General features: G+C 65.2%; 21 protein-coding genes. 11 read left to right on the forward strand and 10 right to left on the reverse strand.

What is annotated here, in order from left to right:
* The first annotated feature begins 25 nt into the window (after positions 1-25).
* Entirely contained in the window at positions 26-838 is an 813-nt protein-coding gene (locus DPM33_RS03520) for a class I SAM-dependent methyltransferase (protein WP_112095970.1), read from the forward strand.
* On the opposite strand, the gene DPM33_RS03525 is transcribed toward DPM33_RS03520, so the two are convergent.
* Positions 835-2211 (reverse strand): TIGR03808 family TAT-translocated repetitive protein, encoded by a 1377-nt coding sequence (locus DPM33_RS03525; RefSeq protein WP_112095554.1) that lies wholly within the window; start codon positions 2209-2211, stop codon positions 835-837. The two genes, DPM33_RS03520 and DPM33_RS03525, sit on opposite strands and share 4 nt — an antisense overlap.
* A gap of 104 nt (positions 2212-2315) precedes the next feature.
* Here DPM33_RS03525 and greA point away from each other — a divergent pair, with 104 nt between their 5' ends.
* Positions 2316-2798: a transcription elongation factor GreA gene (gene greA / locus DPM33_RS03530; RefSeq protein ID WP_112095556.1), complete on the forward strand. Its 483-nt coding sequence runs from the start codon at positions 2316-2318 to the stop codon at positions 2796-2798.
* Here the strand turns inward: greA and DPM33_RS03535 are convergent.
* The 3 genes from DPM33_RS03535 to DPM33_RS03545 form a co-directional block, all read right to left on the reverse strand.
* Positions 2795-2992 (reverse strand): AbrB/MazE/SpoVT family DNA-binding domain-containing protein, encoded by a 198-nt coding sequence (locus DPM33_RS03535; RefSeq protein WP_245441979.1) that lies wholly within the window; start codon positions 2990-2992, stop codon positions 2795-2797. The genes greA and DPM33_RS03535 overlap by 4 nt on opposite strands.
* 105 nt (positions 2993-3097) lie before the next feature.
* The gene (gene scpA, locus DPM33_RS03540) at positions 3098-5221 is read right to left on the reverse strand and encodes a methylmalonyl-CoA mutase (protein ID WP_112095560.1); all 2124 of its coding nucleotides are present in this window, start codon (positions 5219-5221) and stop codon (positions 3098-3100) included.
* A complete protein-coding gene (locus DPM33_RS03545; RefSeq protein WP_112095562.1) occupies positions 5218-6660 on the reverse strand; it encodes a methylmalonyl-CoA mutase family protein in 1443 nt (480 codons plus the stop codon). Before DPM33_RS03545 ends, scpA begins: the two co-directional genes overlap by 4 nt.
* Positions 6661-6919: 259 nt before the next feature.
* On the opposite strand from DPM33_RS03545, the gene DPM33_RS03550 reads away from it, so the two are divergent.
* The 7 genes from DPM33_RS03550 (at position 6920) to DPM33_RS03580 (ending at position 16087) form a co-directional block, all read left to right on the forward strand.
* Positions 6920-8443: a helicase HerA-like C-terminal domain-containing protein gene (locus DPM33_RS03550; protein WP_112095564.1), complete on the forward strand. Its 1524-nt coding sequence runs from the start codon at positions 6920-6922 to the stop codon at positions 8441-8443.
* A 424-nt stretch (positions 8444-8867) separates the two neighbouring features.
* A complete protein-coding gene (locus DPM33_RS03555; protein WP_245441980.1) occupies positions 8868-9287 on the forward strand; it encodes a helix-turn-helix domain-containing protein in 420 nt (139 codons plus the stop codon).
* 197 nt (positions 9288-9484) lie between these two features.
* The gene (locus tag DPM33_RS03560) at positions 9485-9940 is read left to right on the forward strand and encodes a hypothetical protein (RefSeq protein WP_112095568.1); all 456 of its coding nucleotides are present in this window, start codon (positions 9485-9487) and stop codon (positions 9938-9940) included.
* Positions 9937-14241 carry a YadA-like family protein gene (locus tag DPM33_RS03565; protein WP_112095571.1) on the forward strand — a complete coding sequence of 1435 codons (4305 nt, stop codon included), beginning with the start codon at positions 9937-9939 and terminating at the stop codon, positions 14239-14241. Before DPM33_RS03560 ends, DPM33_RS03565 begins: the two co-directional genes overlap by 4 nt.
* A gap of 8 nt (positions 14242-14249) precedes the next feature.
* A complete protein-coding gene (locus tag DPM33_RS03570; protein WP_112095573.1) occupies positions 14250-14825 on the forward strand; it encodes an invasion associated locus B family protein in 576 nt (191 codons plus the stop codon).
* Between the two features lie 12 nt (positions 14826-14837).
* On the forward strand, positions 14838-15563 hold the full coding sequence (locus DPM33_RS03575) for a hypothetical protein (RefSeq protein ID WP_112095575.1): 726 nt from the start codon (positions 14838-14840) through the stop codon (positions 15561-15563).
* Positions 15564-15613: 50 nt separating this feature from the next.
* Positions 15614-16087 (forward strand): DUF4189 domain-containing protein, encoded by a 474-nt coding sequence (locus tag DPM33_RS03580; protein ID WP_112095577.1) that lies wholly within the window; start codon positions 15614-15616, stop codon positions 16085-16087.
* A 31-nt stretch (positions 16088-16118) separates the two neighbouring features.
* Here DPM33_RS03580 and DPM33_RS03585 read toward each other — a convergent pair whose 3' ends face one another.
* From DPM33_RS03585 to DPM33_RS03610, 6 genes are all read right to left on the reverse strand, one after another.
* Positions 16119-17036: a MurR/RpiR family transcriptional regulator gene (locus DPM33_RS03585; protein ID WP_112095579.1), complete on the reverse strand. Its 918-nt coding sequence runs from the start codon at positions 17034-17036 to the stop codon at positions 16119-16121.
* Between the two features lie 9 nt (positions 17037-17045).
* Entirely contained in the window at positions 17046-18104 is a 1059-nt protein-coding gene (locus tag DPM33_RS03590) for a C45 family autoproteolytic acyltransferase/hydrolase (RefSeq protein ID WP_112095581.1), read from the reverse strand.
* Entirely contained in the window at positions 18094-18822 is a 729-nt protein-coding gene (glnQ, locus tag DPM33_RS03595) for a glutamine ABC transporter ATP-binding protein GlnQ (protein WP_112095583.1), read from the reverse strand. Before glnQ ends, DPM33_RS03590 begins: the two co-directional genes overlap by 11 nt.
* Entirely contained in the window at positions 18819-19475 is a 657-nt protein-coding gene (gene glnP, locus DPM33_RS03600) for a glutamine ABC transporter permease GlnP (RefSeq protein ID WP_112095585.1), read from the reverse strand. Before glnP ends, glnQ begins: the two co-directional genes overlap by 4 nt.
* A 71-nt stretch (positions 19476-19546) precedes the next feature.
* Positions 19547-20299, reverse strand: coding sequence for a glutamine ABC transporter substrate-binding protein GlnH (gene glnH / locus DPM33_RS03605; protein WP_112095587.1), 753 nt, complete (start codon positions 20297-20299; stop codon positions 19547-19549).
* A 162-nt stretch (positions 20300-20461) separates the two neighbouring features.
* Positions 20462-21289 carry a beta-keto acid cleavage family enzyme gene (locus tag DPM33_RS03610; RefSeq protein WP_112095588.1) on the reverse strand — a complete coding sequence of 276 codons (828 nt, stop codon included), beginning with the start codon at positions 21287-21289 and terminating at the stop codon, positions 20462-20464.
* Between the two features lie 79 nt (positions 21290-21368).
* Between DPM33_RS03610 and DPM33_RS03615 the strand changes: the two genes are divergently transcribed.
* Positions 21369-22259: a MurR/RpiR family transcriptional regulator gene (locus tag DPM33_RS03615; protein ID WP_112095590.1), complete on the forward strand. Its 891-nt coding sequence runs from the start codon at positions 21369-21371 to the stop codon at positions 22257-22259.
* The gene (locus tag DPM33_RS03620; protein WP_112095592.1) at positions 22256-23581 is read left to right on the forward strand and encodes an aspartate aminotransferase family protein; all 1326 of its coding nucleotides are present in this window, start codon (positions 22256-22258) and stop codon (positions 23579-23581) included. Before DPM33_RS03615 ends, DPM33_RS03620 begins: the two co-directional genes overlap by 4 nt.
* Positions 23582-23603: the final 22 nt, after the last annotated feature.

Genomic DNA, 23603 nt, shown 5'->3' on the forward strand with positions numbered 1-23603 from the left:
CATCAACGGACGGCAGGTGCTGACCATGTTGGAAACGGACAAGGTGTTTGCCGGGTCGATCCCGGAAAATTACGATCGCCATATGGTGCCGTTGATTTTCGAGGCCTATGCCGCGGAGACCGCGCGGCGGGCGGCGTCCTTCTCACCCCTCGCCGTGTTGGAAACCGCCGCCGGCACCGGGGCTGTCACCCGCGACCTGGCACCGAAACTCTCGCGCGATGCCAGCTACACCGTAACCGACCTCAACCAGCCGATGCTCGATTATGCGGCTTCGCGCCAGGGTTCCGACAGTCGCATCTCCTGGCGCCAGGCGGATGCGCTGAAGCTGCCCTTCGACGATGCGGCCTTCGACCTCGTCTGCTGTCAGTTCGGCGCGATGTTCTTTCCCGACCGCTCCGCCGCCTATCGCGAGGCAAAGCGGGTCCTGAAACCTGGCGGACATTTCCTGTTCAGCGTCTGGGATCGCATCGAGGAGAACATTTTCGCCGACGACGTGACGAATGCCCTCGCCAGGATCTTTCCGAACGATCCGCCGCGCTTCCTGGCGCGCACGCCGCATGGTTACCACGACAAGGACCTGATCCGCGCCGATCTGTCAGCCGCCGGTTTCTCCGATCTGGCCATCGACACCAGGGCCGAGCAGAGCCGCGCATCCTCGCCGCGCGTTCCGGCCGTCGCCTATTGTCAGGGGACCCTGCTTCGCAACGAGATCGAGGCCAGGGAGGCCGGACGGTTGGCATCCGCAACCGACTACGCCGAATCCGTGATCGCCGACAGACATGGCCGGGGCGCGGTTGCCGCCAAGATCCAGGCGCACATTATCGTGGCCGTGGCCTAGCTTACCTTGTTGCGCTCGACGGTGAGATGCGCGTAGCCGGTATCCGTTGACTGGGACAGGTCCCCGGTCGCCGTATCGGCCCAGCGCTGGCCGACGATGGCGCCGTTCCGAGCGCCGTCGATGACGTTGTCGCAGATTACGGCGGTGCCGGACCCTTCGACGACCGAAACGACGATACCGGTACCGGCCTTGCGGATGATGTTCCCCGTTGCCACGACATTGCGCAGATACGGACCCCAGCCGAGTTGCATGCCGTAGAGCGGGGCGTTCTCGACCACATTGCCTGAAACCGTGGTGTCGGCTTCGGCGCTGATGCCGACACCTAAGCCGGGCGGGTCGGCCGTGTAGGGACCAACCGTCGTAAGATTGCGCACGATGTTGTTCGAGCAGACCGCCATGCGGCCGCCTTCGTTGAAGTTGACGATCGAGATGCCGTTGGCGGCGCCGTCGACCAGATTGTTGCTGAGGATCGCGCCCTCGAAGGAGAATTCCGAATAGATCCCGGTCTCGCCCGAGCGCGAGCAGGTGTTGCCGGTGATCTGCAGATTGCTGGCGCTGTTGGCACGGATCGCGGTGAAGGCGCAGTCGGAGACGACGTTGCCCGAGATGATCACATTGCCGGCGCGGAAGGCGTTGATGCCGTTGCCGTTCTGGCCGGTGCCGCCGCTTCTTGCGCCGATCCTCTGGACGCGGTTGCCGCTGACGATGGTGCCGTCCTCCGCCGCCTGCCAGCGATGCACGAGAATGCCGCCATTGGCGCAGTCCGAAACCGTGTTGCCGGAAATCTCCAGCCCGCCCGCCTCGACCGAATAGATGCCGGCATCGGCCGCGCCGGAAATATCGGAGCGGCCGACGCGGCCGACCGCATGCTCGAGCGCCAAGCCGTTCTTGCCGCTGCCGGTCACCTGGCAATTGTCGATGACCAGATGGGCGACGCGACGCAGGTCGAGCAGCCCCTGCGTGTAGTCGGCCAGCCATTGATTGCTGCCGTCGAAGACGAGGCCCGTGAGCTCGATATGCTCGGCCTGCTCGGCCATCATCAGATGGCCGTTGCCGCCATAGACGATGCGCGTCGCGCCGGGCACGCCCGACAGGCGCACGCGTGCGGGCAATTTGAGGTTCGAGACAAGATAGGTGCCGGGCGGCAAAAAGACCGGTTGGTCGCGGTCGCTGGCCTCGGCAAGCATCTTGGCGAAAGCCTTGCTCTGGTCGTCCAGCGCGCCCGGCTGCACGCCGATCTCGGTGGCGTTGATCGAGCCGCGCATCGCGGCCATCTCGATACCCGGCAGCGATTTCGCCGCTGCCTTGCCGAGGCAAAGGCCGGCCACGGCAAAGCCGGCCGTCTGGGCAAGCAGCGTTCGTCTGTTCAACATCGGCACAGGTCCTGGCGTCTCGCCTGACCTGTGGCAGGAATCGTGCCAAGCTCGTCGTTTGACTGTGACTTGTGCAGTCGCCTCGCCAAGCCTAAGTTCATCGCATGAGCAGAGCTTTTACTCGCGAAGAAGACAGCGAAAACGCCATTGCCGGCGTCGGCGAACGCCCCGTCAGTACGCATCGCAATCTGGTGACGGAGCGCGGCCTGGCGATGATCGAGGACAATCTCGCCGACCTGCGCGACATCCTGGCCAAGGCCGAAAGGAAGGGCGACCGCGAGCGCATCGCGGTGGTCTCCCGCGACCTGCGCTACTGGACCGCGCGGCGCGAGAACGCCGAGCTTTCGGTGCCGGAGCCCGGCAGCGACGTGGTGCGCTTCGGCATGGGCGTCACGCTGGAAGGCGATGACGGCAAGAAGGTGCATTGGCGCATCGTCGGCGAGGACGAGGCCGACCCGTCAAAGGGCAGCATTTCCCACGTCTCGCCGATGGCCGTCGCGCTGTTCGGCAAGAAGGTCGGCGATGTGGCCGCCGTGAACGGCAAGGAATGGGAAATCGTCAAGCTCTCGGACAAGGCCGAGAATTAATAGCCAGCCTCCTTTGCAAGCTTCTGTAGTGCAGCTTCGTACTTGTCCATGACAACGCGAGCGGCGTTGATTTGCCGTTTGTAGTTGTCGTGGCGGACTGGCCTTAGAATGACGCCGTCGTCGGTATCGATGATCTGGAGTTCATCGCCAACTTGAAGGTTCAAGCTGTCAAGCATTTCGCGTGGCAGCAGCACGGCCCCTCATCCGTCCTCAAGCCCATGGATGATCGTCTTGAACTTGATCGCGCCCTGGTTGTGTCTATTTCCATAGAACAACCTTTCGACCAAATCAGCAAGGCTTCAGCGATCAGCCAGCAGCCGATCCATCAACCGGTTCGCCGCCTCCGGGATGACGGTCCCAGGCGGGAAGATCTCGGCCGCGCCCGCCGCCAGCACCGCATCATAATCCTGCGGCGGGATGACGCCGCCGGCGACGATCAGCATGTTGGCATGGCCGAGCTTCTTCAGCGCTTCCTTGAGCTCGGGGATTAGCGTCAGATGGCCGGCCGCCAGCGAAGACGCGCCGATGATGTCGACGTCGTGCTGCACCGCCAGCCTGGCGATCTCGTCCGGCGTCTGGAACATCGGCCCGACGGTGACGTCGAAGCCGAGATCGGCAAAGGCGCTGGCGATCACCTTCTGGCCGCGGTCGTGGCCGTCCTGGCCCATCTTGGCGACCAGGATGCGCGGTTTGTCGCCGGACCTCTTCTCGAACGCCTCGATCTTCTCCTGCAGCCGGTCGAGCGCGGGGTTGTCGCCAAGCGCGTCACGGTAGACGCCGGAGATCGTCTGCACCGCCGCCGTGTGGCGGCCGAACACTTTTTCGAGCGCCAGCGAAATCTCGCCGACCGTCGCGTTGGCGCGCGCCGCGCGGATCGCGAATTCGAGCAGGTTCTCGCCGCTTTCGGCGGCACGGGTCAGCGCCGCCAGCGCATCCTCCAGCGCCGCGACGTCTCGCGTGCCCTTGAGCCGCTGCAGCTTTGCCAACTGCCGGGCTTTCACCTCGGCATTGTCGATCTTCAGCACGTCGACCTCGATGTCGGTCTCGGGCCGATGCGCGTTGACTCCGACCAGAATTTGCTCGCCGGAATCGATGCGCGCCTGGGTGCGCGCCGCCGCTTCCTCGATGCGCAGCTTCGGAATGCCCTTCTCGATCGCCGCCGCCATGCCGCCGAGGCTCTCGACCTCCTCGATATGGCCGAGCGCGCGCGCCGCCAGATCATGCGTCAGCCGCTCGACATAGGCCGAACCGCCCCATGGATCGATCATGCGCGTTGTGCCGGATTCCTTCTGCAGGATGAGCTGTGTGTTGCGCGCGATACGTGCCGAATGGTCGGTCGGCAGCGCCATCGCCTCGTCGAAGGAATTGGTGTGCAGCGACTGGGTATGACCCTGCGTCGCTGCCATCGCCTCGATCATCGTGCGGGTGATGTTGTTGTAGGGGTCCTGCGCCGTCAGCGACCAGCCCGATGTCTGGCAATGCGTGCGCAGAGACAGCGAACGCTCGTCCTTCGGCGCGAAATTCTTCTGCATCAGGCTCGACCAGAGCAGCCGCGCCGCCCTGAGCTTGGCGACCTCCATGAAGAAGTTCATGCCGATCGCCCAGAAGAAGGAGAGCCGCGGCGCGAAGCGGTCGATGTCGAGGCCTCCCGCAACGCCGGCGCGGGCATATTCGATGCCGTCGGCAATGGTGTAGGCAAGCTCGAGGTCGGCCGTGGCGCCGGCTTCCTGCATGTGGTAGCCGGAGATAGAAATCGAGTTGAATTTCGGCATATGCTTCGAGGTGTAGGCGAAGATGTCCGACACGATCCGCATCGATGGTTTCGGCGGATAGATGTAGGTGTTGCGGACCATGAACTCCTTCAGGATGTCGTTCTGAATGGTTCCTGCCAGATCCTTTTGCGCGACGCCTTGTTCCTCGGCCGCGACGATGAAGAGAGCCATGATCGGCAGCACCGCGCCGTTCATCGTCATCGACACCGTCATCTCGTTCAGCGGGATACCGTCGAACAGCTGCCGCATGTCGAGGATGGAATCGATCGCCACGCCGGCCATGCCGACATCGCCGGCGACACGCGGATGGTCGCTGTCATAACCGCGATGCGTGGCGAGGTCGAAGGCGACTGACAAGCCTTTCTGGCCGGCGGCGAGATTGCGCCGGTAGAAGGCGTTGGATTCTTCCGCCGTCGAGAAACCGGCATATTGCCGGATCGTCCAGGGCTGCTGGACATACATGGTGGGGTAGGGGCCGCGCACGAAGGGCGGCAGGCCCGGATAGGTCTCGAGATTGGCAAGCCCCTTGAGATCGCCCTGCGTGTAGAGGTGTTTGACGGCGATGCCTTCCGGCGTCATCCGCTGGCCCTTGAGCTCGACCGGCGCGCGACGCGGCTCCGACCAGCCGACCTTGCTGAAATCCGGGATCATGATCCGGCTCCGATCGACTGATCGATGCGCACCGGAAACAGCGGCTCGCAGATCGCCACGCCTTCCGTCAGCGCCGGCCGCCGCTGCTGCGGCAGCGTCTCGACCGGGCGCTCCCTGCCGACGCGGTACAGTGTCGTGCCGACAATGCCGCGCTCACCCGACCGATAAGCGGCGTTGCGCCTGGCGGCGGCCGTCTGCACGCGGTTCTGGATATAGCCCTGCTGCAGGCTGGCGAGCACGCCGCCCTCTGTCTCGATGCGCTGGAATTCCTCCCAGGCCGAGGCGCAGAGATCGTTGGTCAGCGCCTCGACGGCGCCCGAGCCGCTGGCCGGGTCGGCGACATGGTCGACATGGCTCTCCTCGGTCATGATCAGCTGGGCGTTGCGGGCGACGCGGCGGGCAAAGCCGGCCGGCAGCCCATGCGCGATCGTGTGCGGCAGCACCGAGATCGAATCGGCGCCGCCGGTCGCCGCGGCGAAGGCCGCGATCGCGGTGCGCAAGATATTGGTCTCCGGATCGGCCGTCGTCATCATGCGATAGGAAGTCTCGGCATGGATGCTGGCGATCGCGGCCGGGATCGAGCAGGCCTCCTGGACGCGAGCCCACAGCTTGCGCAATGCCCGCACCTTGGCGATCGAGACGAACTGGTCCTGGTCGACGCTGAGCGCGAAACCGATATGGGGGGCTGCGTAAACCAGCGGCTGGCGCGCCTTCTCGAACATCCTGAGATAGGACACGACCGAGGCCATCATCGTGCCGAGTTCCTGCGCCTCGGTGGCGCCGGCATTGTGGAAGACGCGGCCATCGGCCTCGAGCAGCACGCCCGGCACGCCCATCGAAAAGAAATGCGCCAGCGACTGCGGCATCGATTCCTGCAGCGCCTCGATCGAGGTGCGCAGCCGCCCGGTTCCGGCGAAGATCGCCGCCGGGTCGATGCCGAAGGAGAGGTTGAGCTTGGTCGGATCGGAGCGGCGGCGGCTCAGGAAGGCGAGCAGCCAGTCGGCCACGGCGCGGCTCCACGGATGCGCGTCGATACGCACCTGCACGTGATTGAGCGGCACGCCGTCGAGCACCGCCTCCAGCGCTTCCGCCGTGCGCGGCAGGCCGTAGCCGAACGCGTTCGGTGCGCCCTCGAACACCAGCGACAGGCCGGTCGCCCCTTGGGCGATGTCTTCAAGGGCTTGCGCTTTGGCCCGGGCGATGTCCGGGTCGTCGACGCGCTGGCTGACGATCCAGGACGCTGTCGGATTGGTGCGCGTCAGCGGCTCGGCGGTCGTCGAGCGCTGGCTGAGCGGCTCGATGCGGATCCCGTCATCGGTGCGGGAGACGAGCTTTTCCTCGAAGGAACCGCCGGCAAGCGCCTTCTCAGCCAGCGCCTGCCAACGCTTGGCGTCCGGGTTCGGAAGGTCGACATCCCTGGTCAAGGCGCCGGCGGCCATCGCACTCCTCGTCTCCGTTCGCATCAGCGGCTCAGCCAATCTAGGGCGCTCCACCGTATATCACAATGCGGCATCCGCCGTGGCCGCTATCCTGGTCCCTAACCCATTGCCAAACATGCGCAAAATCCGCAAGCTTCGCGGCCTCGATTTCGATGGCGCCCGCAAATTCTTTGGCGGGCATTGTCGCCCGGCGATAGCGTTACTATACCTCCGGTGAGACTAGGCATTTTTGGCCAAACAGATTGCGGAGAGCGGAACCATGGCTGACGAAACCAGCATTTTCATCGGCGCCAGTCGCAAGCCCGACGATTCCTACCAGCGCGCTGAAGAACTGCTCCTGCGCTACGGCAACCGCCACGGCCTCGTCACCGGCGCCACGGGCACCGGTAAGACGGTCAGCCTGCAGATCCTGGCCGAGGGCTTTTCGAACGCCGGCGTGCCGGTCTTCTGCGCCGACATCAAGGGCGACCTTTCCGGCATATCCATGATGGGCGACGCCAAGGATTTCCTGGTCAAGCGCGCCGCGCAGGTAAAGCTCGATCCCTACCAGTTCCAGGAATTCCCGGTCATCTTCTGGGATCTGTTCGGCGAGCAGGGCCACCCGATCCGCGCCACCATTTCTGAGATGGGGCCGCTGCTTCTGTCGCGGCTGATGAACCTCACCGAAGCGCAGGAAGGCGTCATGAACATCGCCTTCCGCATCGCCGACGAGGAAGGCCTGCTGCTGCTCGATTTGAAGGACCTGCAGGCGCTGCTCGCCAACATCGCCGAGCGCGCCGACGAGCTCAGCGCCCGCTACGGCAATGTCACCAAGCCTTCCGTCGGCGCCATCCAGCGCACGCTCCTGGTGTTGGAGCAGCAGGGTGCTGCGAACTTCTTCGGCGAGCCGGCGCTGCGCATCGCCGACATCATGCGCACCACCCGCGATGGTCGCGGCGCGGTCAGCGTGCTGGCCGCCGACAAGCTGATGATGAATCCCAGGCTCTACGCCACCTTCCTGCTCTGGCTGATGTCGGAGCTGTTCGAGGAACTGCCCGAGGTCGGCGACCTGGACAAGCCGAAGCTGGTCTTCTTTTTCGACGAGGCGCATCTCCTGTTCGAGGACGCGCCGAAAGTGCTGGTCGACCGCGTCGAGCAGGTCGTGCGGCTTATCCGCTCCAAGGGCGTCGGCGTCTATTTCGTCACCCAGAACCCGCTCGATATCCCGGAAAAGGTGCTGGCCCAGCTCGGCAACCGTGTCCAGCACGCGCTGCGCGCTTATACACCGCGCGAGCAGCAGGCGGTGCGCACGGCGGCCGACACCTTCCGGCCCAATCCCGATTTCGACTGTGCCACGGCGATCACCCAACTTGCCACCGGCGAGGCGCTGGCCTCGATGCTGGAGGACAAGGGCGTGCCGGCCATGGTCCAGCGCACACTGATCCGCCCGCCTTCCTCGCGGCTCGGCCCGATCACGCCGGACGAGCGCCGCAAGATCATCGCCGAGAGCCCGGTCGCCGGCCAGTACGACCGGGTGGTCGATCGCGAATCGGCCTTCGAGATGCTGCAGAAGAAAGCCAAGGAAGCACAGGACGCCGAGGCTCAAGCACAGCAGCAAAACAGCGGCGGCTCGCACTGGACCATTCCGGGCTTCGACGATGTTCTGGGAACCGGCAACCGGCGGTCTTCCAACCGCCAGACCGTCGCCGAAGCCGCCATCAAGTCGGTGGTGCGCTCGGTCGGCTCATCCGTCGGGCGCGCCATCGTGCGCGGCATCCTGGGCAGCCTGGCGCGCGGGCGCTAGGGCGGCGCGCTAGCCCGCCGGATCAAACGGCGTCCGTCCACTACAGTATGTGGCACGGTGGCGGGCGAGCAGCTTCGGATTCTGCATGTTGGCTCTCCCGCTCGCCGGGTCAAGCGAACTTAGATGGCGCCCTTACGCGTCAGAGCTGTCTTTGTTACCTCACGACGAAAAAATCTTACTTGAGAACAATCAGATAGCATCAGCGGCATCTAAAGTTTTCGTGAGAGAAGTTTTTCCTCGCCGAACCGCAATTTCATGAAATACCGGGTGACCCAAATCGTGGCCTTTGGCAGGGCTGCAGCCGGGGCAAACCCCGGTTGCCTGACAACCATACGCGCGATCACGAATTACTTTGCCCAGGGAACCGAAAACACACGTTCAGGTTGGGCTGGGATCGGCGGGGGCTAGGCATCAGGAGGCCGAGTTGCGGCGCGACGATGATCTGCCGGCCCGATTTTCGATCGATTCCCACAAGCCTCCGTTGCTGAACGCGAAAGGCGGGCTGTCGGCCAGGCACACCTACCAAATCCAGCAATTCCTGAAAGAGAATTTCTCGCGCAAGCTGTCGCTGGCCGAGATGGCGGCCGTGTGCGACTTGTCCCCCTACCATTTCGCCCGTGCCTTTTCGAAGACGTTCGGCGTGTCGCCTTATCAGTATGTTCTGGCTCTTCGCCTCGACCTTGCCGAAAAGCTGCTTGCCGACAGCCGCATGTCGATCACGGACATTGCCGATTTAAGCGGATTTTCGAGCCAGAGCCACTTCACCACCATGATGAGGAAGTATCGCCATGCGACACCTCAGCAGGTACGCACGGGGCGGCGCCGCTCCCAATCCGAAAAGTAAGATTATTCTAATTTAGAAAAGCGCAAGTTGAACGCTTGCTAATTGAATTTATTGCTTAAGTAACTCGCTGTTAACTACCGGTATCTCACGTAATATTTTTGGATAGAACAGCAATTTATTGGAATACCTGAGTCGAAAAACATGACCTCTTGAAGCGGTTCCGGTTGTTTCGGATTCTGATTTGGCCGCGGGGGAACATGAGCGACGACACGGCGATCCGCCGGAGCCTTTCCGAGGAGATCGGCTACTGGCTGGAGTCGGCCTCCAGGACGCTCGAGAAGCGCTACGGAAGCGGCGTGCCTGTGACCAAGCAGGATGTTCTGCTGGCGCATTATCTCTACGGCCTCACCGCCGTGGTCCATGCGAGTGATGCGCCGGCGGCCCATCTGGCGGCCGTGCGGTCCTACCTCCTTCGGCTCATCCCCGAGGAGCGGGTCACGCGAGCGCTCCAGGCCGTGCCCGAGGAGGGCGACACCTGGCTTGCGAACGCGCTCGATCGCGTCGAGGCGATCGGCGGGAAGCAAGGCTATGTGCTGCTCTCGCGCGGCGCCGACGTCGTCATTCCATTTTCGAGCAGAAACGCCTCGGCGGCAGGGTCGGCGGAACCTGTCGTCATTGAGCGCGACCCACCAAAGGAGGCATTCTCGCAATGAATCTCGGGCAAGGACGAACCATTCGGCGCGCTTCAAATGGCTTAGCTGGAAACTGGATTTCCGGCGCCGCCGAAAGCCGCTCGCTCCGGCGCCGCCTGATGGCGGCGCTGCGCAACGCGCATCGAGTGCTCGGCATGCGCCGCAAAGGTCTGGGGCTCGGCGCGCTGGGCGGCGGCAATATCCTGACGGCGGCGCTGGGCACGATCGCATTCGCGGGCCTCGCCACGCCGGCTTCGGCTCAGTATGCCGCCGGTGGCGGCACAGCGACCGGCAGCAATTCCGTCGCCGTCGGACCTGGCTCGACGGCAAACGGGCTGCGTGGGGTGGCCGTTGGAAATGGAGCGACACAGACCGGAATAGATTCTATCGCCCAAGGCACCAGCGCCAACGCTGGCAGCCAGAACGCCGTCGCGATCGGCTTCCAGTCGATCGCCTCTCAACTCAACTCCATCTATCTTGGCTCGCGGACTGTCGCAGGAACAGGTGCCACTGCCACGAGCGCCATCGGCATCGGCACGGATGTTACGGCATCGCAGGTCGACGCGATCGCGGTTGGACGTCAATCGCTTGCGTCGGCACAATATGCGGTCGCCATCGGCCTGAACGCCAAGGCCACCGGCACCGGCGGCGCGATGGCGCTGGGCCAAGGCACGGTCTCGAGCGGCGTCAATTCGGTCGCGCTTGGCGTGCAAGCCCAAGCAACCGGGGCCGGCACCAGCGCGCTAGGCACCTTTGCCGTTGCTTCGGGCGGCAATGCCACCGCGCTCGGCGTTAGCTCCTTGGCCAGCAACAATTATGCGACAGCCGCAGGCTGGTCCTCCGTCGCCAGCGGCGCCAATTCCACTGCCATGGGACGTCAGGCAACTGCCAGTGGAATAAACGCCTCCTCATTCGGGACCGGAGCGAATGCGGTAGCAGACAATTCTCTCGCTGCCGGTGTCAGCGCCAACGCTGGCGGAGTCGCCAGCACCGCGCTCGGCATCGGTACCTCGGCCGGCGGCGCCAGTTCGGCAGCCGTAGGCTTCCAGGCCCAGGCCGCCGGTACCAATGCCGTCGCCGTTGGTCCCCAGGCAAATGCATCGGCCTCAAACTCGGCGGCCTTCGGCAACGTCGCGACGGCCTCGGGCAATTTCGCGTTGGCTCTGGGCAATTCGGCTGTATCGAGCGGAGTAGGCTCGGTGGCAGCGGGCTCGGGAGCCCAGGCCACGGGCGTATCCGCCACGGCGCTGGGCAACAACGCCTCGGCGAGTGCCGCCAGTGCAAGCGCGCTGGGACTGGGCGCCACGGCGAGCGGTATAAACAGCACCGCGGTTGGCAAGCAGGCCAATGCGAGCGCGCAGGATGCCATTGCCTTCGGCACGAGCGCCAAGGCCGATTCCGCCGAGGCGGTCGCCATGGGCACCAACGCGGTGGCGACCGGCGGCAAGGCGGTCTCCATCGGCTCGGGCAACACCGCTTACGGTGACGGCGCGGTCTCGATCGGCGATCCGAGCTATGCCAGCGGCACCGGCGCCTTCACCGGCGGCGCCAACAACATCGCCAACAGCGACGGCACGGCAACCGCCACCGCCGCCAACCAGGCGGCAGGCGCGGTCGCGATTGGCAATAGCAACAAGGCGATCGGGCAGGGCTCCGTGGCGTTGGGCAATGGCTCGACAGCGGGTGCCGCAGGCTTCACCGGCAATGTCGCGTTGGGCAATGGCGCGACAGCGGCGGCAAGCTCCGGCGATGTCGCGCTTGGCTCCGGCTCGGTGACCGCCGCGGCGGTCGGCACGCCGAGTGCGGTGATCAACGGCACGACCTACACCTTCCAGGGCACCACGCCGACCTCGACGGTCAGCATCGGCGCGCCCGGCGCGGAACGCACGCTCACCAATCTCGCGGCGGGGCGCATCAGCGGGTCCTCGACCGACGCGGTCAACGGCTCGCAGCTCTTTGCGACCAATCAGGCCGTCGACAGTCTCGCCAGCACGGTCACCAACATCAACGCCGGTGGCGGCATCAAGTATTTCCACGCCAATTCGACGCTGCCGGATTCCCAGGCGCTCGGGACGGATTCCGTCGCCGTCGGCCCGAATGCCGTGGCCAACAACGCCGGCGACGTGGCGATCGGCCTGAATTCCGCATCCGGCACCACGACGGCGGTTGGCGGCACGACGATCGGCGGCGTCGCCTACACCTTCGCCGGAACCACGCCGGCCGGCGCGTTCTCGGTCGGCTCGGTCGGGGCGGAGCGTCAGATCCAAAACGTCGCCGCCGGACAGTTGAGCGGCTCGTCGACCGATGCGATCAACGGCTCGCAGCTCTTCGCCACCAATCAGCAGGTGACGAAGAACACGACCGACATCGCCGCCAACACCGCCGACATCACCAACCTCGGCAACACCATCAACAACATCAACACCGGCGGCGGCATCAAGTATTTCCACGCCAATTCGACGCTGGCGGATTCGCAGGCCCTTGGCACGGATTCCGTGGCGGTCGGCCCCAATGCGGTGGCCAACAACGCCGGCGACGTGGCGATCGGCGTGAATTCAGTCTCCGGCACCACGACCGCGGTTGGCGGCACGACGATCGGCGGCGTCGCCTACACCTTCGCCGGTACCACCCCGGCCGGCGCGTTCTCGGTCGGCTCGGTCGGCGCGGAGCGCCAGATCCAGAACGTCGCCGCCGGACAGTTGAGCGGCTCGTCGACCGATGCGGTCAACGGCTCGCAGCTCTTTGCGACCAACCAGCAGGTGACGCAGAACACCACCGACATCGCGGCCAACACGGCCGACATCACCACCCTTGGCAACACGATCAACAATTTTGCCGGCGACACCTCGACGGCCTATACCGACGCCAATGGCGACGGCATCCGCTACGTGCGCACCAACGACACGACGTTGCCCGTCACGGACGCCTTCGCGCAAGGGGTCGGCTCCTCCGCGCTCGGCTACCAGGCGACGGCCTCTGCCGCCAATTCGCTGGCGCTCGGCCGTGGCACCACGGTCTCCATCACCGACGGCGTTGCGCTCGGCTCCGGCTCGGTCTCCGACCGTGCGGTGGCGCCGGCTTCGGGATCGATCCTCGCCGGCACCGGCCTCGTCCCCTACAACACCACCGACGAGACCTTGCTCGGCGCCGTCTCGGTCGGCACCTCCACGTCCTATCGCCAGATCATCAACGTGGCCGACGGAACAGAGGATCAGGACGCGGTGACGCTTCGCCAATTGAAGGGCGCGCTGAGCTCCTTCGCGGTGACGCCGACCATGTACTTCCATGCCAATTCGACGGCTTCGGATTCGGTGGCGGTCGGCACCGATTCGGTCGCGATCGGTCCGCGCACCACCGTCAACGGCGACAACGGCATCGGCATGGGCAATGGCGCCATCGTCCAGCAGACGGCGCCCGGCGGCATCGCGATCGGCCAGACCGCGACCGTCAACGCGGCGGACAGCATCGCGCTCGGCACGAACTCGACCGCCAACGGCGCCCAGTCGATGGCGCTTGGCGCCGGCGCCACGGCCAACGAACCGGGCAGCGTCGCGCTCGGCGCGGGCTCGACGACGGCTGCGGCGGTGGCGACCACCGGCACGACGATAAACGGCGTCGCCTACACCTTCGCCGGAACCGCTCCGACGAGCACGGTGAGCGTCGGCGACGTCGGCAAGGAGCGCACCGTCACCAATGTGGCCGCGGGCAGGATCAGCCAGACTTCGACCGACGCCATCAATGGCAGCCAGCTCTACGCGACCAACCAGGCTGTCGAAGCCGTGCAGGGGAGTGTCGGCGATCTGAACGAGTTCGCGGTCCAGTACGACAAGAACCCGGACGGCACCAAGTCTAACTCGCTGACGCTCGTCGGCGGCGACGTGAATGCGCCTGTCGTCATCCACAATGTCGGCGCCGGCACCGCCAACACCGATGCAGTCAACGTGCAGCAACTCAATCTTGGGCTGGCGACCACGCTCGACAACTCCAAGACCTATACCAATCAGGTTGCAGCCACGACGCTTCAGCAGGCCAATGCCTATACCGACTCCAAGCTCAGCCAGCTCAACATGGACATGGGCGAGGCCAAGGGCGAGGCGCGGCAAGCTGCCGCGATCGGCTTGGCGGCGGCCTCGCTGCGTTACGACGACCGTCCCGGCAAGCTGAGCGTGGCGGCTGGCGGTGGCTACTGGCGCGGCGAGGGGGCCGTGGCGTTCGGCGCCGGCTACACCAGTGAGGACGGGAGAGCCAGGGCAAACCTTTCCGGCACCACGGCGGGCGGGCACTGGGGCGTTGGCGCGGGTGTCAGCTTTACCCTGAACTGAGTCGGTTGATGATCGGGCAAGCTGTCTCTGCCGTCGCGATATGCGTGACTTGCCTGCTCCTGTCCGGCCCATTCGCGGTCGGACAGGAGGCGGTCCAGAGCACCTATCGGATAAAACCGTCCGACGTAGCGGTGCCTCCGGACGTTAAGCTCGGCGAATATCAGCGAACCACACGTCCGTTCGAGAACTGGACGCTGATCTGCGACGAGAACCTGCAGGCCAGGAAGAAGGTCTGCAACATCAGCCAGTCCTTCATCGACCGGAGCCAGGCGCTGGTCTTCAGCTGGTCGCTCGCGGCCGACGAGAAAGGCAAGCCCTTCATGATACTGCGCACCCCCAGCCAGACCGGCGCAGGAAGCAAGCTTTCGCTGAAATTTGCTGGCCGCAAACTGCCGGTGGACGTCCAACTGCAGGGCTGTGACGCATCGGTCTGCGTCGCTTACCTGCCCGTGGGTCCGGTGCTTCGCGGAGAGATCGGCAAGGAGACCACCGTCGGGATTTCCTATTCCCTGCCGTCGGGAGCGGCCGTCAGCCTCGATGCACCTTTCAAAGGGCTCAAGACTGCCCTGTCGACGATCAAATAGAGAGATCTGCAAATGACCCGCCAATCCATCGAGCACAGGATCCTGACGCGCGGTGAGCCTGCTTTGCCGCCGGAGCCGCCTGCCAGTCCGACGCCGGCACGTTGGCCGGTCTGGCGGCTGGTGCGAAACGCAGCCTTGCTCGGTGCGTTCGCCGTGCTTGTCGCGGTGGCGGTCATATCGTCGCTTCGGTTCTATCCCGCGCTCGGAATGCTGGTTGCCGATACGGCTTCGGCGCAGTCGCAGGTGCCCGCCCAGGGCAAGCCATCTGAGGCGGGACCTGCGCCGGCGGATGCCGCGGCGAACAAGACCCCGTTTCAAGCGCATGTCAGCCAGGCGGGCGTGCACACCTGCGCCAATCTCTTTGCCACGCTCGGACAGGCTCTGACCGCGGGATCGACCTACGCGGTCCAGACGCAATGGGACAAAACCTCGCCCGACACCCACGCCGTGCAGGCGGTCGCTGGGATGAGCTACGACCTGCCGGACTATAAAACGCAGGCCGCCGGCGTCGTCTTTGCTTCGCCCGTCGGCCAGACCTGCGAGGGCGGCTTCGTGCGCGTGGCGCCGTTCCAGCGGTCTTGCCAGGAGGTCGCCACCACGCTCCCGAACGGCAGCCTTCTTGCGGACAATCTTTCGAACACGATGCTCTTCAACCTGGCCAACAATGGCGGCCAGGCGCTGCTGGTGCCGACCGGCAACACCTGCATCGTCGTCTCGGTCGCGCGCATGGGCGGATAGAAGCCGGCATCGCCAAGGGTTCAAGAATGGCCACAAGCTGGAGCACGAAAATGCTGATCAACCGTCGCCTCTCATTCCCGCTGCTGGCGGCCTTGGCCGGGCTTACGATCGCGGCCCACGCCGCCGACCTGGTGGCGCCGCCGCCGGCTGCGACAGGCGAGGAAAAAGGCATCTGGGGCGCGATCGCCTATTCGCCGGATGACGGTCGTCACGGCTTCTTCTGGGGTGCCGACAAGCGCCAGGAGGCCGAAGACATCGCGCTCAAATATTGCGAGAACGCGGACGGCAAGGGCTGCCGGGTGGTCGAAGTGTTCCGCAATCACCGCCACTGGGACGATGATGACGGCACCGGCTTTCCCTATGAGCACTGTGCGGCTCTGTCGGTTGGCAAGAGCCGTGGCGCGGCCACCCCGTTCTGGGGCGCCGCGTCGGCCACGACCCGCAAGGATGCGGAAGACAAGGCCACGGCGCAATGCGGCGGCGAGGGGAAGGAGTGCAAGATCCGCGAGTGGGTCTGCACCTGACGTCGCAGTGCGATACAAGTGGCTGAGAAGATCAGCCGACTTCGATGTTCATCTCGGCGATCAGCCGCTCGCGCCCGGCCAGCGAGTTCAGCGCCTTGTCGCCGAGCTCGCGGGCGACGAGGTTGAGCAGCGCTTCGCAAAACACGACATAGGCGCCCATGCTGTTCGAGTAGAAGCTGCTGGCATGCGGGATGAAGAAGGCATGCTCGGCCGGAGGGACCAGCGGCGAGGAACGGGAATCGGTGATCGCGATCACGCTCTGGCCGTTCGCTGCAGCGACGCGGCCGACCTCGGCGACGCTGCGCGTATAGGGCGCGCAGCTGGCTATGATCACGACATCGCCCGGCTCGAGCTGTGACAGCGCTTCGGCGACACCGAGGCGCGGCGCATCGAGAAGCGCCACGTCCGAGCGCACCATGCCGAGGCAATAGGTGAGGAAGCTCGCCAGCGAATGGAACTGGCGAACGCCGTGCACGCGCACGCGCCGCGCTCCGGCCAGCAGCCTGGTCGCGCCCTTCAGCGAGGCGGCGTCCAACTGGCCGAGGAAGCCGTCGACATTAGCCGCCGTTTCGCGCGCCAGCTGCTCGAAGACCTCGACTTCGGCGCCGCCCGCCGACGGCGTCGTCATCAGCCTGCCGGCCTGGCGGCTGTAGAAATATTGCTGGTCGTTGGCGATGGCCTTGCGGAAGACGGCCTGGAAATCGCTGAAACCTTCGAAGCCAAGACGCTTGGCCAGCCTGGTCAGCGTCGACGGATTGATGCCGAACTGATCGGCGAGTTCCGAGATCGTGCGGACGGCCGACTGTTCGGGCGCCTCGACCAGCTTGGCGAAGACATCATGCGCCTTGGAGCCGAGGGAAAAGCCTGCTTCGTCGCGGCCGACCGAGAGCGCCAGCGCCCTCAGATCCTCGATGGTGCGCGGCGGCTCCGCGACGGCGTCCTCTGGCATCGTTCCCGTTCACCCCGCGACAGGGACCAGCCCATCCCGCATGTCGAAGCGCGCTGCTTCGTGCGCCGCATCGTAGACAGCCCACTCGACCTTGTCAGCCCCGATGCGGAAGACGGCACTGGCCATGGTGTTCTCGACATCGCTGTCAGCCGGATCGGTGCGATAGATCGGCAGCTCCGGGTCGGCCGCGTCCCACAAGATGCCGAGCGCGCGGCGCTGCGGCTCGGACTGAGGCGTCTGCTCCAGCAGCGCTTCGCCCCGTCGCTGGCGCACGCCGGACGAGCCGGTGACGATCTGCGACATGCGCCCGGTGTCGGCATGGATGAGATGGTTCGAATGGACGCGCGCCGCTTCGACGCGATCGACCGACAGCGCCTGCGCGGTGAACTCGACGCTGAGCAGCCGCGCGTCGCCGGCCTGCCCCAGGGTCAGATGAAAGGCGCCGGCGCGCGGTACCGATTCGAGCAGGGCCAGCGCCGCGTCGAGGTCCGGTGCGTCGAGCACGGCGCGGGCGAGCACCATGCGCGGCGCCCCGGCGCCGCCGGCCAGAGGCCTGGTGTTGTTGACCGTCTGCACCAGCCCCGCCGACGTCGCCGCGAATGTGTGGCCGGGCAAGGAGCCGGGATAGACGAAGGCGGTGAATTGATTGCCGCCTTCGGCAGCCACATGGGCCAGGGCGCAATGGCCGGCGAAATCCGGATCGCCATCCTCATTGTGACCTATGACATGCGGCGATCCCGGCAATTGCACGGTCGTGCAGCCATCCGGCGCCATAGCCCAGATGTCGCCGCGGCAGTTCCACAGGAAGACGTCGTCGAACGCCAGTTCCAACCCGGCGGCGAGGCCTTGCAGTTCGGCCCAGTATCGCGGAAAGCGCTCTCGCACAATCGTCGCCATCGTGCCGATGCGCGGATCGGCGCGCCGCGCGTTGAGCTCGCGCCATGCTGCGGACGTCTGGAAATGGTCGTTGAGCGCTGTCCGGCCGAAGCGCCCGAGGGCGGCCCCGACGTCATGGGGCGACCCCGCGACATCGATGAAGGAAAGCCGGCGGCCGGCATCATGCAACATGCTGGAGAAACTCTTTCAAGCGAGGGTTTTGCGGGTTTGCAAGCAGCTCGCGCGGCTCGCCGTCGACGGCGATCTTGCCGCCTTCCATGAAGATCAGCCTGGTTCCGACCTTGCGGGCAAAGGCCATCTCGTGGGTGACGACGATCATCGTCATGCCTTCCTCGGCCAGCGCCTGCATCACGCGCAGCACTTCGTGCCGAAGTTCGGGATCGAGTGCCGAGGTCGGCTCGTCGAACAGCATCAGCTTCGGCTTGACGGCAAGCGCGCGCGCAATGGCGACGCGCTGCTGCTGGCCGCCGGAAAGCTCGCTCGGATAATGATGCGCGCGTTCGGCAAGGCCGACCTTGGCCAGCATCTCCAGCGCCTGTGTGCGCGCCGCCTGTCGCGTTTCGCCGCGCACGCGGCGCGGGCCGAAAGCGACGTTCTCCAGCGCCGTCATCTGCGGAAACAGGTTGAACTGCTGGAAGACCATGCCGGCCTCCTGACGGATCAGACGGACCTTGCGGCCGCCGGACTTGACGCTGATGCCGTCGACGACGAGGTCGCCGCCATTGATCTCCTCCAGCGCGTTGATGCAGCGCAGCAGCGTCGATTTGCCGGAGCCGGAAGGGCCGATCAGGACGACCTTCTCGCCGGGCTCGATCGAGAGATCGACCTGGTCGAGTATGGTGACCTGGCCGAAGCGCTTGGTGACTTTGTTGAACGCCACGATGCTCACAGGATGCGCATCCTCTTTTCGGTCAGCCGCAGGATGAGCGTAAGCGTGCCGGTCATGATCAGGTAGAACATCGCCACGGCCGACCAGATCTCGACGGCGCGGAAATTGGCCGCCATGATTTCCTGGCCTTGCCGGGTGAGTTCGCCGACGCCGATGACGATGAACAGCGAGGTATCCTTCAGGCTGACGATGAACTGGTTGCCGAGCGCCGGGATCATGCGGCGGAAGGCGAGCGGGCCGATGATGTACAAAAGCACTTTCCAGAACGGCAGGCCGAGCGCCAGGCCGGCCTCGCGCAAGCCGCGATGCACCGAAAGGAAGGCGCCGCGCACGATCTCGGCGATATAGGCGCCGGCATTGATGATGATCGCCATGATGGCCGCCGCCAGCGGATTTATGCGGACATCCGCCAGGATGGGCAGCGCGAAATAGATGAACATGACCTGCACGATGATCGGCGTGCCGCGAATGATCTCGATATAGATCATGGCGATGGCGTTGAGCACGATGTTGCCATAGGCGCGCGCCAATCCGGCGGCGAAGCCGATGAGAAGGCCCCCGGCGAGCCCGGCGAGCGCGATCAGCACGGTGAGGCGGGCGCCTTTAAACAGCTCCGGCAAGGCCTGCCAGATGACGGACCAATCGAAATCCATGTGAGCCATCCTTCAGGGAAGGCACGCCGGCCATGCCGGCGCGCCAGGAGATCCAAGGGGAACCCGGTGGATCAGCTCTTCGGCGGCTCGGTGCCGAACCACTTCTCGTAGATGGCCTTGTAGGTGCCGTCGCCCTTCAGCTTGGCGATAGAAGCATTGACCTTGGCGACGAGCTCGCTGCCCTTCGGGAAGGCGATGCCATATTGCTGGGCCATCATCTGCGGGCCGACGGTCTTCACTTTCCCCTGGCCGTTGGTCTTGATGTAGTAGAGCACGTTCGGGGTGTCGTGCATGGCGGCGTCGGCGCGGCCGGTCGCGACCTCGAGATAGGCATTGTCGCTGTTCGGGAACAGGCGCAACTCCGTGCCCTTGAAATGCTCCTTGGCATAGTCGGTCGCCGACGTGCCGGTCTTCACGGCCAGTGTCTTGCCGACGAGATCGTCCGGACCCTTGATCGTGCTGTCGACCGGCACCATCAGAAGGAAGCCGCTGTCGTAATAGCCGTCGGAAAAGTCGATGACCTTCTTGCGCTCGTCCTTGATGGTGATGCCGGCCAGACCGACATCGACCTGCTTGGTCTGCAGCGCCGGGATGATGCCGTTGAAGTCCATCGGCTGCAGCGTGTAGGTCACGCCGATATCCTTGGCGATCGCGGCCCACAGGTCGATGTCGAAGCCGACATATTTGTCGCCCTCCTTGAATTCGAACGGAACGAAAGCGGTGTCTGTCGCCACGATCAGGTCGTCGGCGAAGGCCGGCTGACCGAAGGCGAGCGTTGCCGCGACGGCCGCGGCGGCGGTGAGGCTTGCGAGTGCGAACTTCATTTTCGGGTTCCCCCTTTTGTTGGATTGCCCGGGAAGCCTAGCACCGTCGGTCTGGTGCCGCAAATCAAAAATGCATCTAACAGCAAAATGCATTTGATATTTGCACAATGTGGCCATGAGCGAGTTCTGCCGGCGATGCGCGTCAGGAAAGATTCAGATGCCTCAGGCAGCGCCCCATTGGCCTCTGAGCGTGTCCGCGTCGGCGAGAGCGAGCCCGCAGGCTTCGACCGCCCGCCTTGTGGCCGCAACGAGGTCCTGATTTCCGGAAGCCAGCGCCCCATCGGGTAGGAAGAGATTGTTCTCGAAGCCGACGCGCGCATGTCCGCCGAGCAGCGCTGCCGCCGTCACGCAGGCCGTCTCCTGGCGGCCGAAGGCGCAGACCATCCAATGGCTGGCTGCGGCAATGCCCGGCGCCAGGAAGGGCAGCAGGTCGGCGGGGCGGGACGTCTGCCTGACCGTGTAGCGGCCGAGCACATAGAGCACCGGCAGATTGTCGAAGGGGATCAGGCCGCGACCCGCAAGCGCCGCGAGATAGGTCGCCTCCTCGGGGGTGTAGAGGATGATCTGCGGCGTGACTTTTTCCACCCGCAGCGTTTCGAGGAACGACGCGAAAGCCGCCTCATGCATCGGGTCGGGCACGAGTTCGCGCAAGGCCAGCGAAACCGCTTCCGGCCGCGCTTCCAACACCACCCGCATCTGCTCTTCCAGTCGATAAAGACCCAGCGCCTCGCTGGTGATCTGGAGAACGAGCCTGTCGCCGACGCTCGCCCTGATCGCAGCGGTGGCGGCTCGGTAGGCTTCGGCGTCCAGCAAATGGCGTCCGTCGTGGTCGCGGACATGGACATGGATCATGGCTGCGCCGGCCTCGAGCGACGCAGTGGCCACATCCGCCAACTCATCCGGGGTGATCGGCAAGGCTGGATGGTCGGTCTTCGTGCGCCGGCCGCCATTTGGCGCCACGGCGATCGCGACGCGATTTTGGTTCGGCATCGATTGCTCCAATTGTAGCATATTGACAATGTGTGCAACATATATTGCACGATCATGCATTCGCGTCTATGGTTTCGGTATGATCCGCGCGCCGCTCACCGATGCCATCGTCGAGGTCTTCGACAGTCTGCCCTCGCAGTTGCAGGATGCTGCCCGCTATCTTCTGGACAATCCCGAGGACGTCGCGCTGCTGTCGATGCGCGAGCAGGCGCGCCGCGCCGGCCTGCAGCCCTGGACGATGGTGCGCCTGGCCAAGCGGCTGGGCTTCGACGGCTACGAGCCGCTGCGCTCGCTCTATGCCAATGCCATGCGGCAGGGCGAGCTCGGCTTCGCCGGCAAGGCGGGCACACAGCTCGCGCATCAGCAGGAAATTGGCGACCGGGCGTTGGCCGGCGAGATGGTGCGATCGCTGGCGGAGCAGATCGCAAGGCTTGGCGAACCCGAACAACTCGACACGCTTGTCGCGGCGGCCGAGCGGCTGCATGCGGCGCACCGGATCTTCTGCCTCGGGCTGCGCTCCAGCCACCCGGTCGTCGCGCATTTTTCCTACGTCATGTCCTTCCTCGGCGAGAAGACGGTGGTGCTCGACGGTGCATCGGGAACAGGCACCGACGCCATTCGCCTCGCGACCGCCGAAGATGTCCTGTTCGTGGTCAGCGTCGCGCCCTACACTAGGCTGACCGTCGACCTTGCCCGCCGCGCCGCGGCAGGCGGCGTGCCGGTGATCGCGCTGACTGACAGCGCCGTGTCGCCGCTCGTCGGTCTGGCGGCTTTGTCGGTGCTGGTGCCGACGGAAAGCCCGTCCTTCTTCCATGCCATGGCGCCGGCCTTCGTCGTCGGCGAGATTCTCGCTGCGCTGATCGCCGGCAAGGGTGGGGACAAGGCGCTTGCCGCCATCCGCCGCACCGAAGACCAGCTTTCCCAACTCGACATCCACATCTTGCCGCCGCGCGGCCGGAGGAAATCATGACGCATATCCTGCATCGCCAGATCAACGCAGCGCTCTCGGTCGCCAGCGGCGGCAAGGGCATCGAGCTCTTCGACAGCAATGGGCGCGCCTATATCGACGCCTCGGGCGGCGCGGCGGTTTCCTGCCTCGGCCACGGCCATCCCGATGTCATCGCCGCCATGCATCGGCAGGCCGACACGCTGGCCTACGCCCATACCAGCTTCTTCACCAGCGACGTCGCCGAGGCGCTCGCCGACCGGCTGGTCGCCGACGCGCCGGCCGGCATCAGCCATGCCTATTTCGTTTCCGGCGGCTCCGAGGCGGTCGAGGCGGCGCTCAAGATGGCGCGGCAGTATTTCGTCGAGATCGGCCAGCCGCAGCGCCGCAACATCATCGCGCGCAAGCAGAGCTATCACGGCAACACGCTCGGCGCGCTGGCGACCGGCGGCAACGAATGGCGGCGCGCCCAGTTCCGGCCGCTGCTCATCGAAACCCATCACATCGATCCATGCTTCGCCTATCGTTTCCAGGAAGCCGGCGAGAGCGACGAGGACTATGCCGCGCGCGCCGCGCAGGCGCTGGAAGACAGGATCATCGAGCTCGGGCCGGAGACGGTCATGGCCTTCGTTGCCGAAACGGTGGTCGGCGCGACGGCCGGCGCGGTGCCGCCGGTGGCGGACTATTTGCGCCGCATCCGCGACATCTGCGACCGTTACGGCGTGCTGCTGCTCCTCGACGAAGTGATGTGTGGCATGGGTCGCACCGGAACGCTGCATGCCTGCGAGCAGGATGGCGTCGCTCCCGACCTGATGACCATCGCCAAGGGGCTGGGCGGCGGCTATCAGCCGATCGGCGCGGTGCTGCTCAGCCAGAAAATCTTCGATGCCTTCGCCAACGGCTCAGGCCTCTTCCAGCACGGCCACACCTATATCTGCCACCCGATGGCCTGCGCCGCGGCGCTGGCCGTCCAGGACGTCATCGCCCGCGACAGGCTGCTCGACAATGTGAAGGCCATGGGCGCGCATCTGGCGCGCCGCCTCGGCGAGCGCTTCGGCAATCATCCCCATGTCGGCGACATTCGCGGGCGCGGCCTGTTTATGGGCGTCGAGCTGGTCGAGGACCGTTCGACCAAGCAGCCCTTCGATCCGAAACGCAAGCTCCATGCGCGCATCAAGAAGGCTGCCATGGCTAACGGTCTTCTCGTCTATCCCATGGGCGGTACGATCGATGGTGCATCTGGCGACCATGTACTCTTGGCGCCGCCCTTCATCTGCGACGAAGCCGCCATCGACGCGACCGTCGAGCGCCTCGGCGACGCCATCGGCGAGGCATTGCGCGGCTAGAGCAATCAGCAGCCCGCCCTAC

It is taken from the genome of Mesorhizobium hawassense (genome assembly GCF_003289945.1).
Classification (GTDB): domain Bacteria; phylum Pseudomonadota; class Alphaproteobacteria; order Rhizobiales; family Rhizobiaceae; genus Mesorhizobium; species Mesorhizobium hawassense.

What these genes read in the sequence shown, in the direction of transcription:
- greA (WP_112095556.1), top strand. Translation starts at nt 2,316, where the DNA reads ATGAGCAGAGCTTTTACTCGCGAAGAAGACAGCGAAAACGCCATTGCC.
- DPM33_RS03565 (WP_112095571.1), top strand. Translation starts at nt 9,937, where the DNA reads ATGAATCTCGGGCAAGGACGAACCATTCGGCGCGCTTCAAATGGCTTA.
- DPM33_RS03560 (WP_112095568.1), top strand. Translation starts at nt 9,485, where the DNA reads ATGAGCGACGACACGGCGATCCGCCGGAGCCTTTCCGAGGAGATCGGC.
- DPM33_RS03620 (WP_112095592.1), top strand. Translation starts at nt 22,256, where the DNA reads ATGACGCATATCCTGCATCGCCAGATCAACGCAGCGCTCTCGGTCGCC.
- DPM33_RS03570 (WP_112095573.1), top strand. Translation starts at nt 14,250, where the DNA reads ATGATCGGGCAAGCTGTCTCTGCCGTCGCGATATGCGTGACTTGCCTG.
- DPM33_RS03580 (WP_112095577.1), top strand. Translation starts at nt 15,614, where the DNA reads ATGCTGATCAACCGTCGCCTCTCATTCCCGCTGCTGGCGGCCTTGGCC.
- DPM33_RS03520 (WP_112095970.1), top strand. Translation starts at nt 26, where the DNA reads ATGTTGGAAACGGACAAGGTGTTTGCCGGGTCGATCCCGGAAAATTAC.
- glnP (WP_112095585.1), bottom strand. Translation starts at nt 19,475, where the DNA reads ATGGATTTCGATTGGTCCGTCATCTGGCAGGCCTTGCCGGAGCTGTTT.
- scpA (WP_112095560.1), bottom strand. Translation starts at nt 5,221, where the DNA reads ATGATCCCGGATTTCAGCAAGGTCGGCTGGTCGGAGCCGCGTCGCGCG.
- DPM33_RS03590 (WP_112095581.1), bottom strand. Translation starts at nt 18,104, where the DNA reads ATGTTGCATGATGCCGGCCGCCGGCTTTCCTTCATCGATGTCGCGGGG.
- DPM33_RS03550 (WP_112095564.1), top strand. Translation starts at nt 6,920, where the DNA reads ATGGCTGACGAAACCAGCATTTTCATCGGCGCCAGTCGCAAGCCCGAC.
- DPM33_RS03525 (WP_112095554.1), bottom strand. Translation starts at nt 2,211, where the DNA reads ATGTTGAACAGACGAACGCTGCTTGCCCAGACGGCCGGCTTTGCCGTG.
- DPM33_RS03545 (WP_112095562.1), bottom strand. Translation starts at nt 6,660, where the DNA reads ATGGCCGCCGGCGCCTTGACCAGGGATGTCGACCTTCCGAACCCGGAC.
- DPM33_RS03575 (WP_112095575.1), top strand. Translation starts at nt 14,838, where the DNA reads ATGACCCGCCAATCCATCGAGCACAGGATCCTGACGCGCGGTGAGCCT.
- DPM33_RS03585 (WP_112095579.1), bottom strand. Translation starts at nt 17,036, where the DNA reads ATGCCAGAGGACGCCGTCGCGGAGCCGCCGCGCACCATCGAGGATCTG.
- DPM33_RS03615 (WP_112095590.1), top strand. Translation starts at nt 21,369, where the DNA reads ATGATCCGCGCGCCGCTCACCGATGCCATCGTCGAGGTCTTCGACAGT.
- DPM33_RS03610 (WP_112095588.1), bottom strand. Translation starts at nt 21,289, where the DNA reads ATGCCGAACCAAAATCGCGTCGCGATCGCCGTGGCGCCAAATGGCGGC.
- glnH (WP_112095587.1), bottom strand. Translation starts at nt 20,299, where the DNA reads ATGAAGTTCGCACTCGCAAGCCTCACCGCCGCCGCGGCCGTCGCGGCA.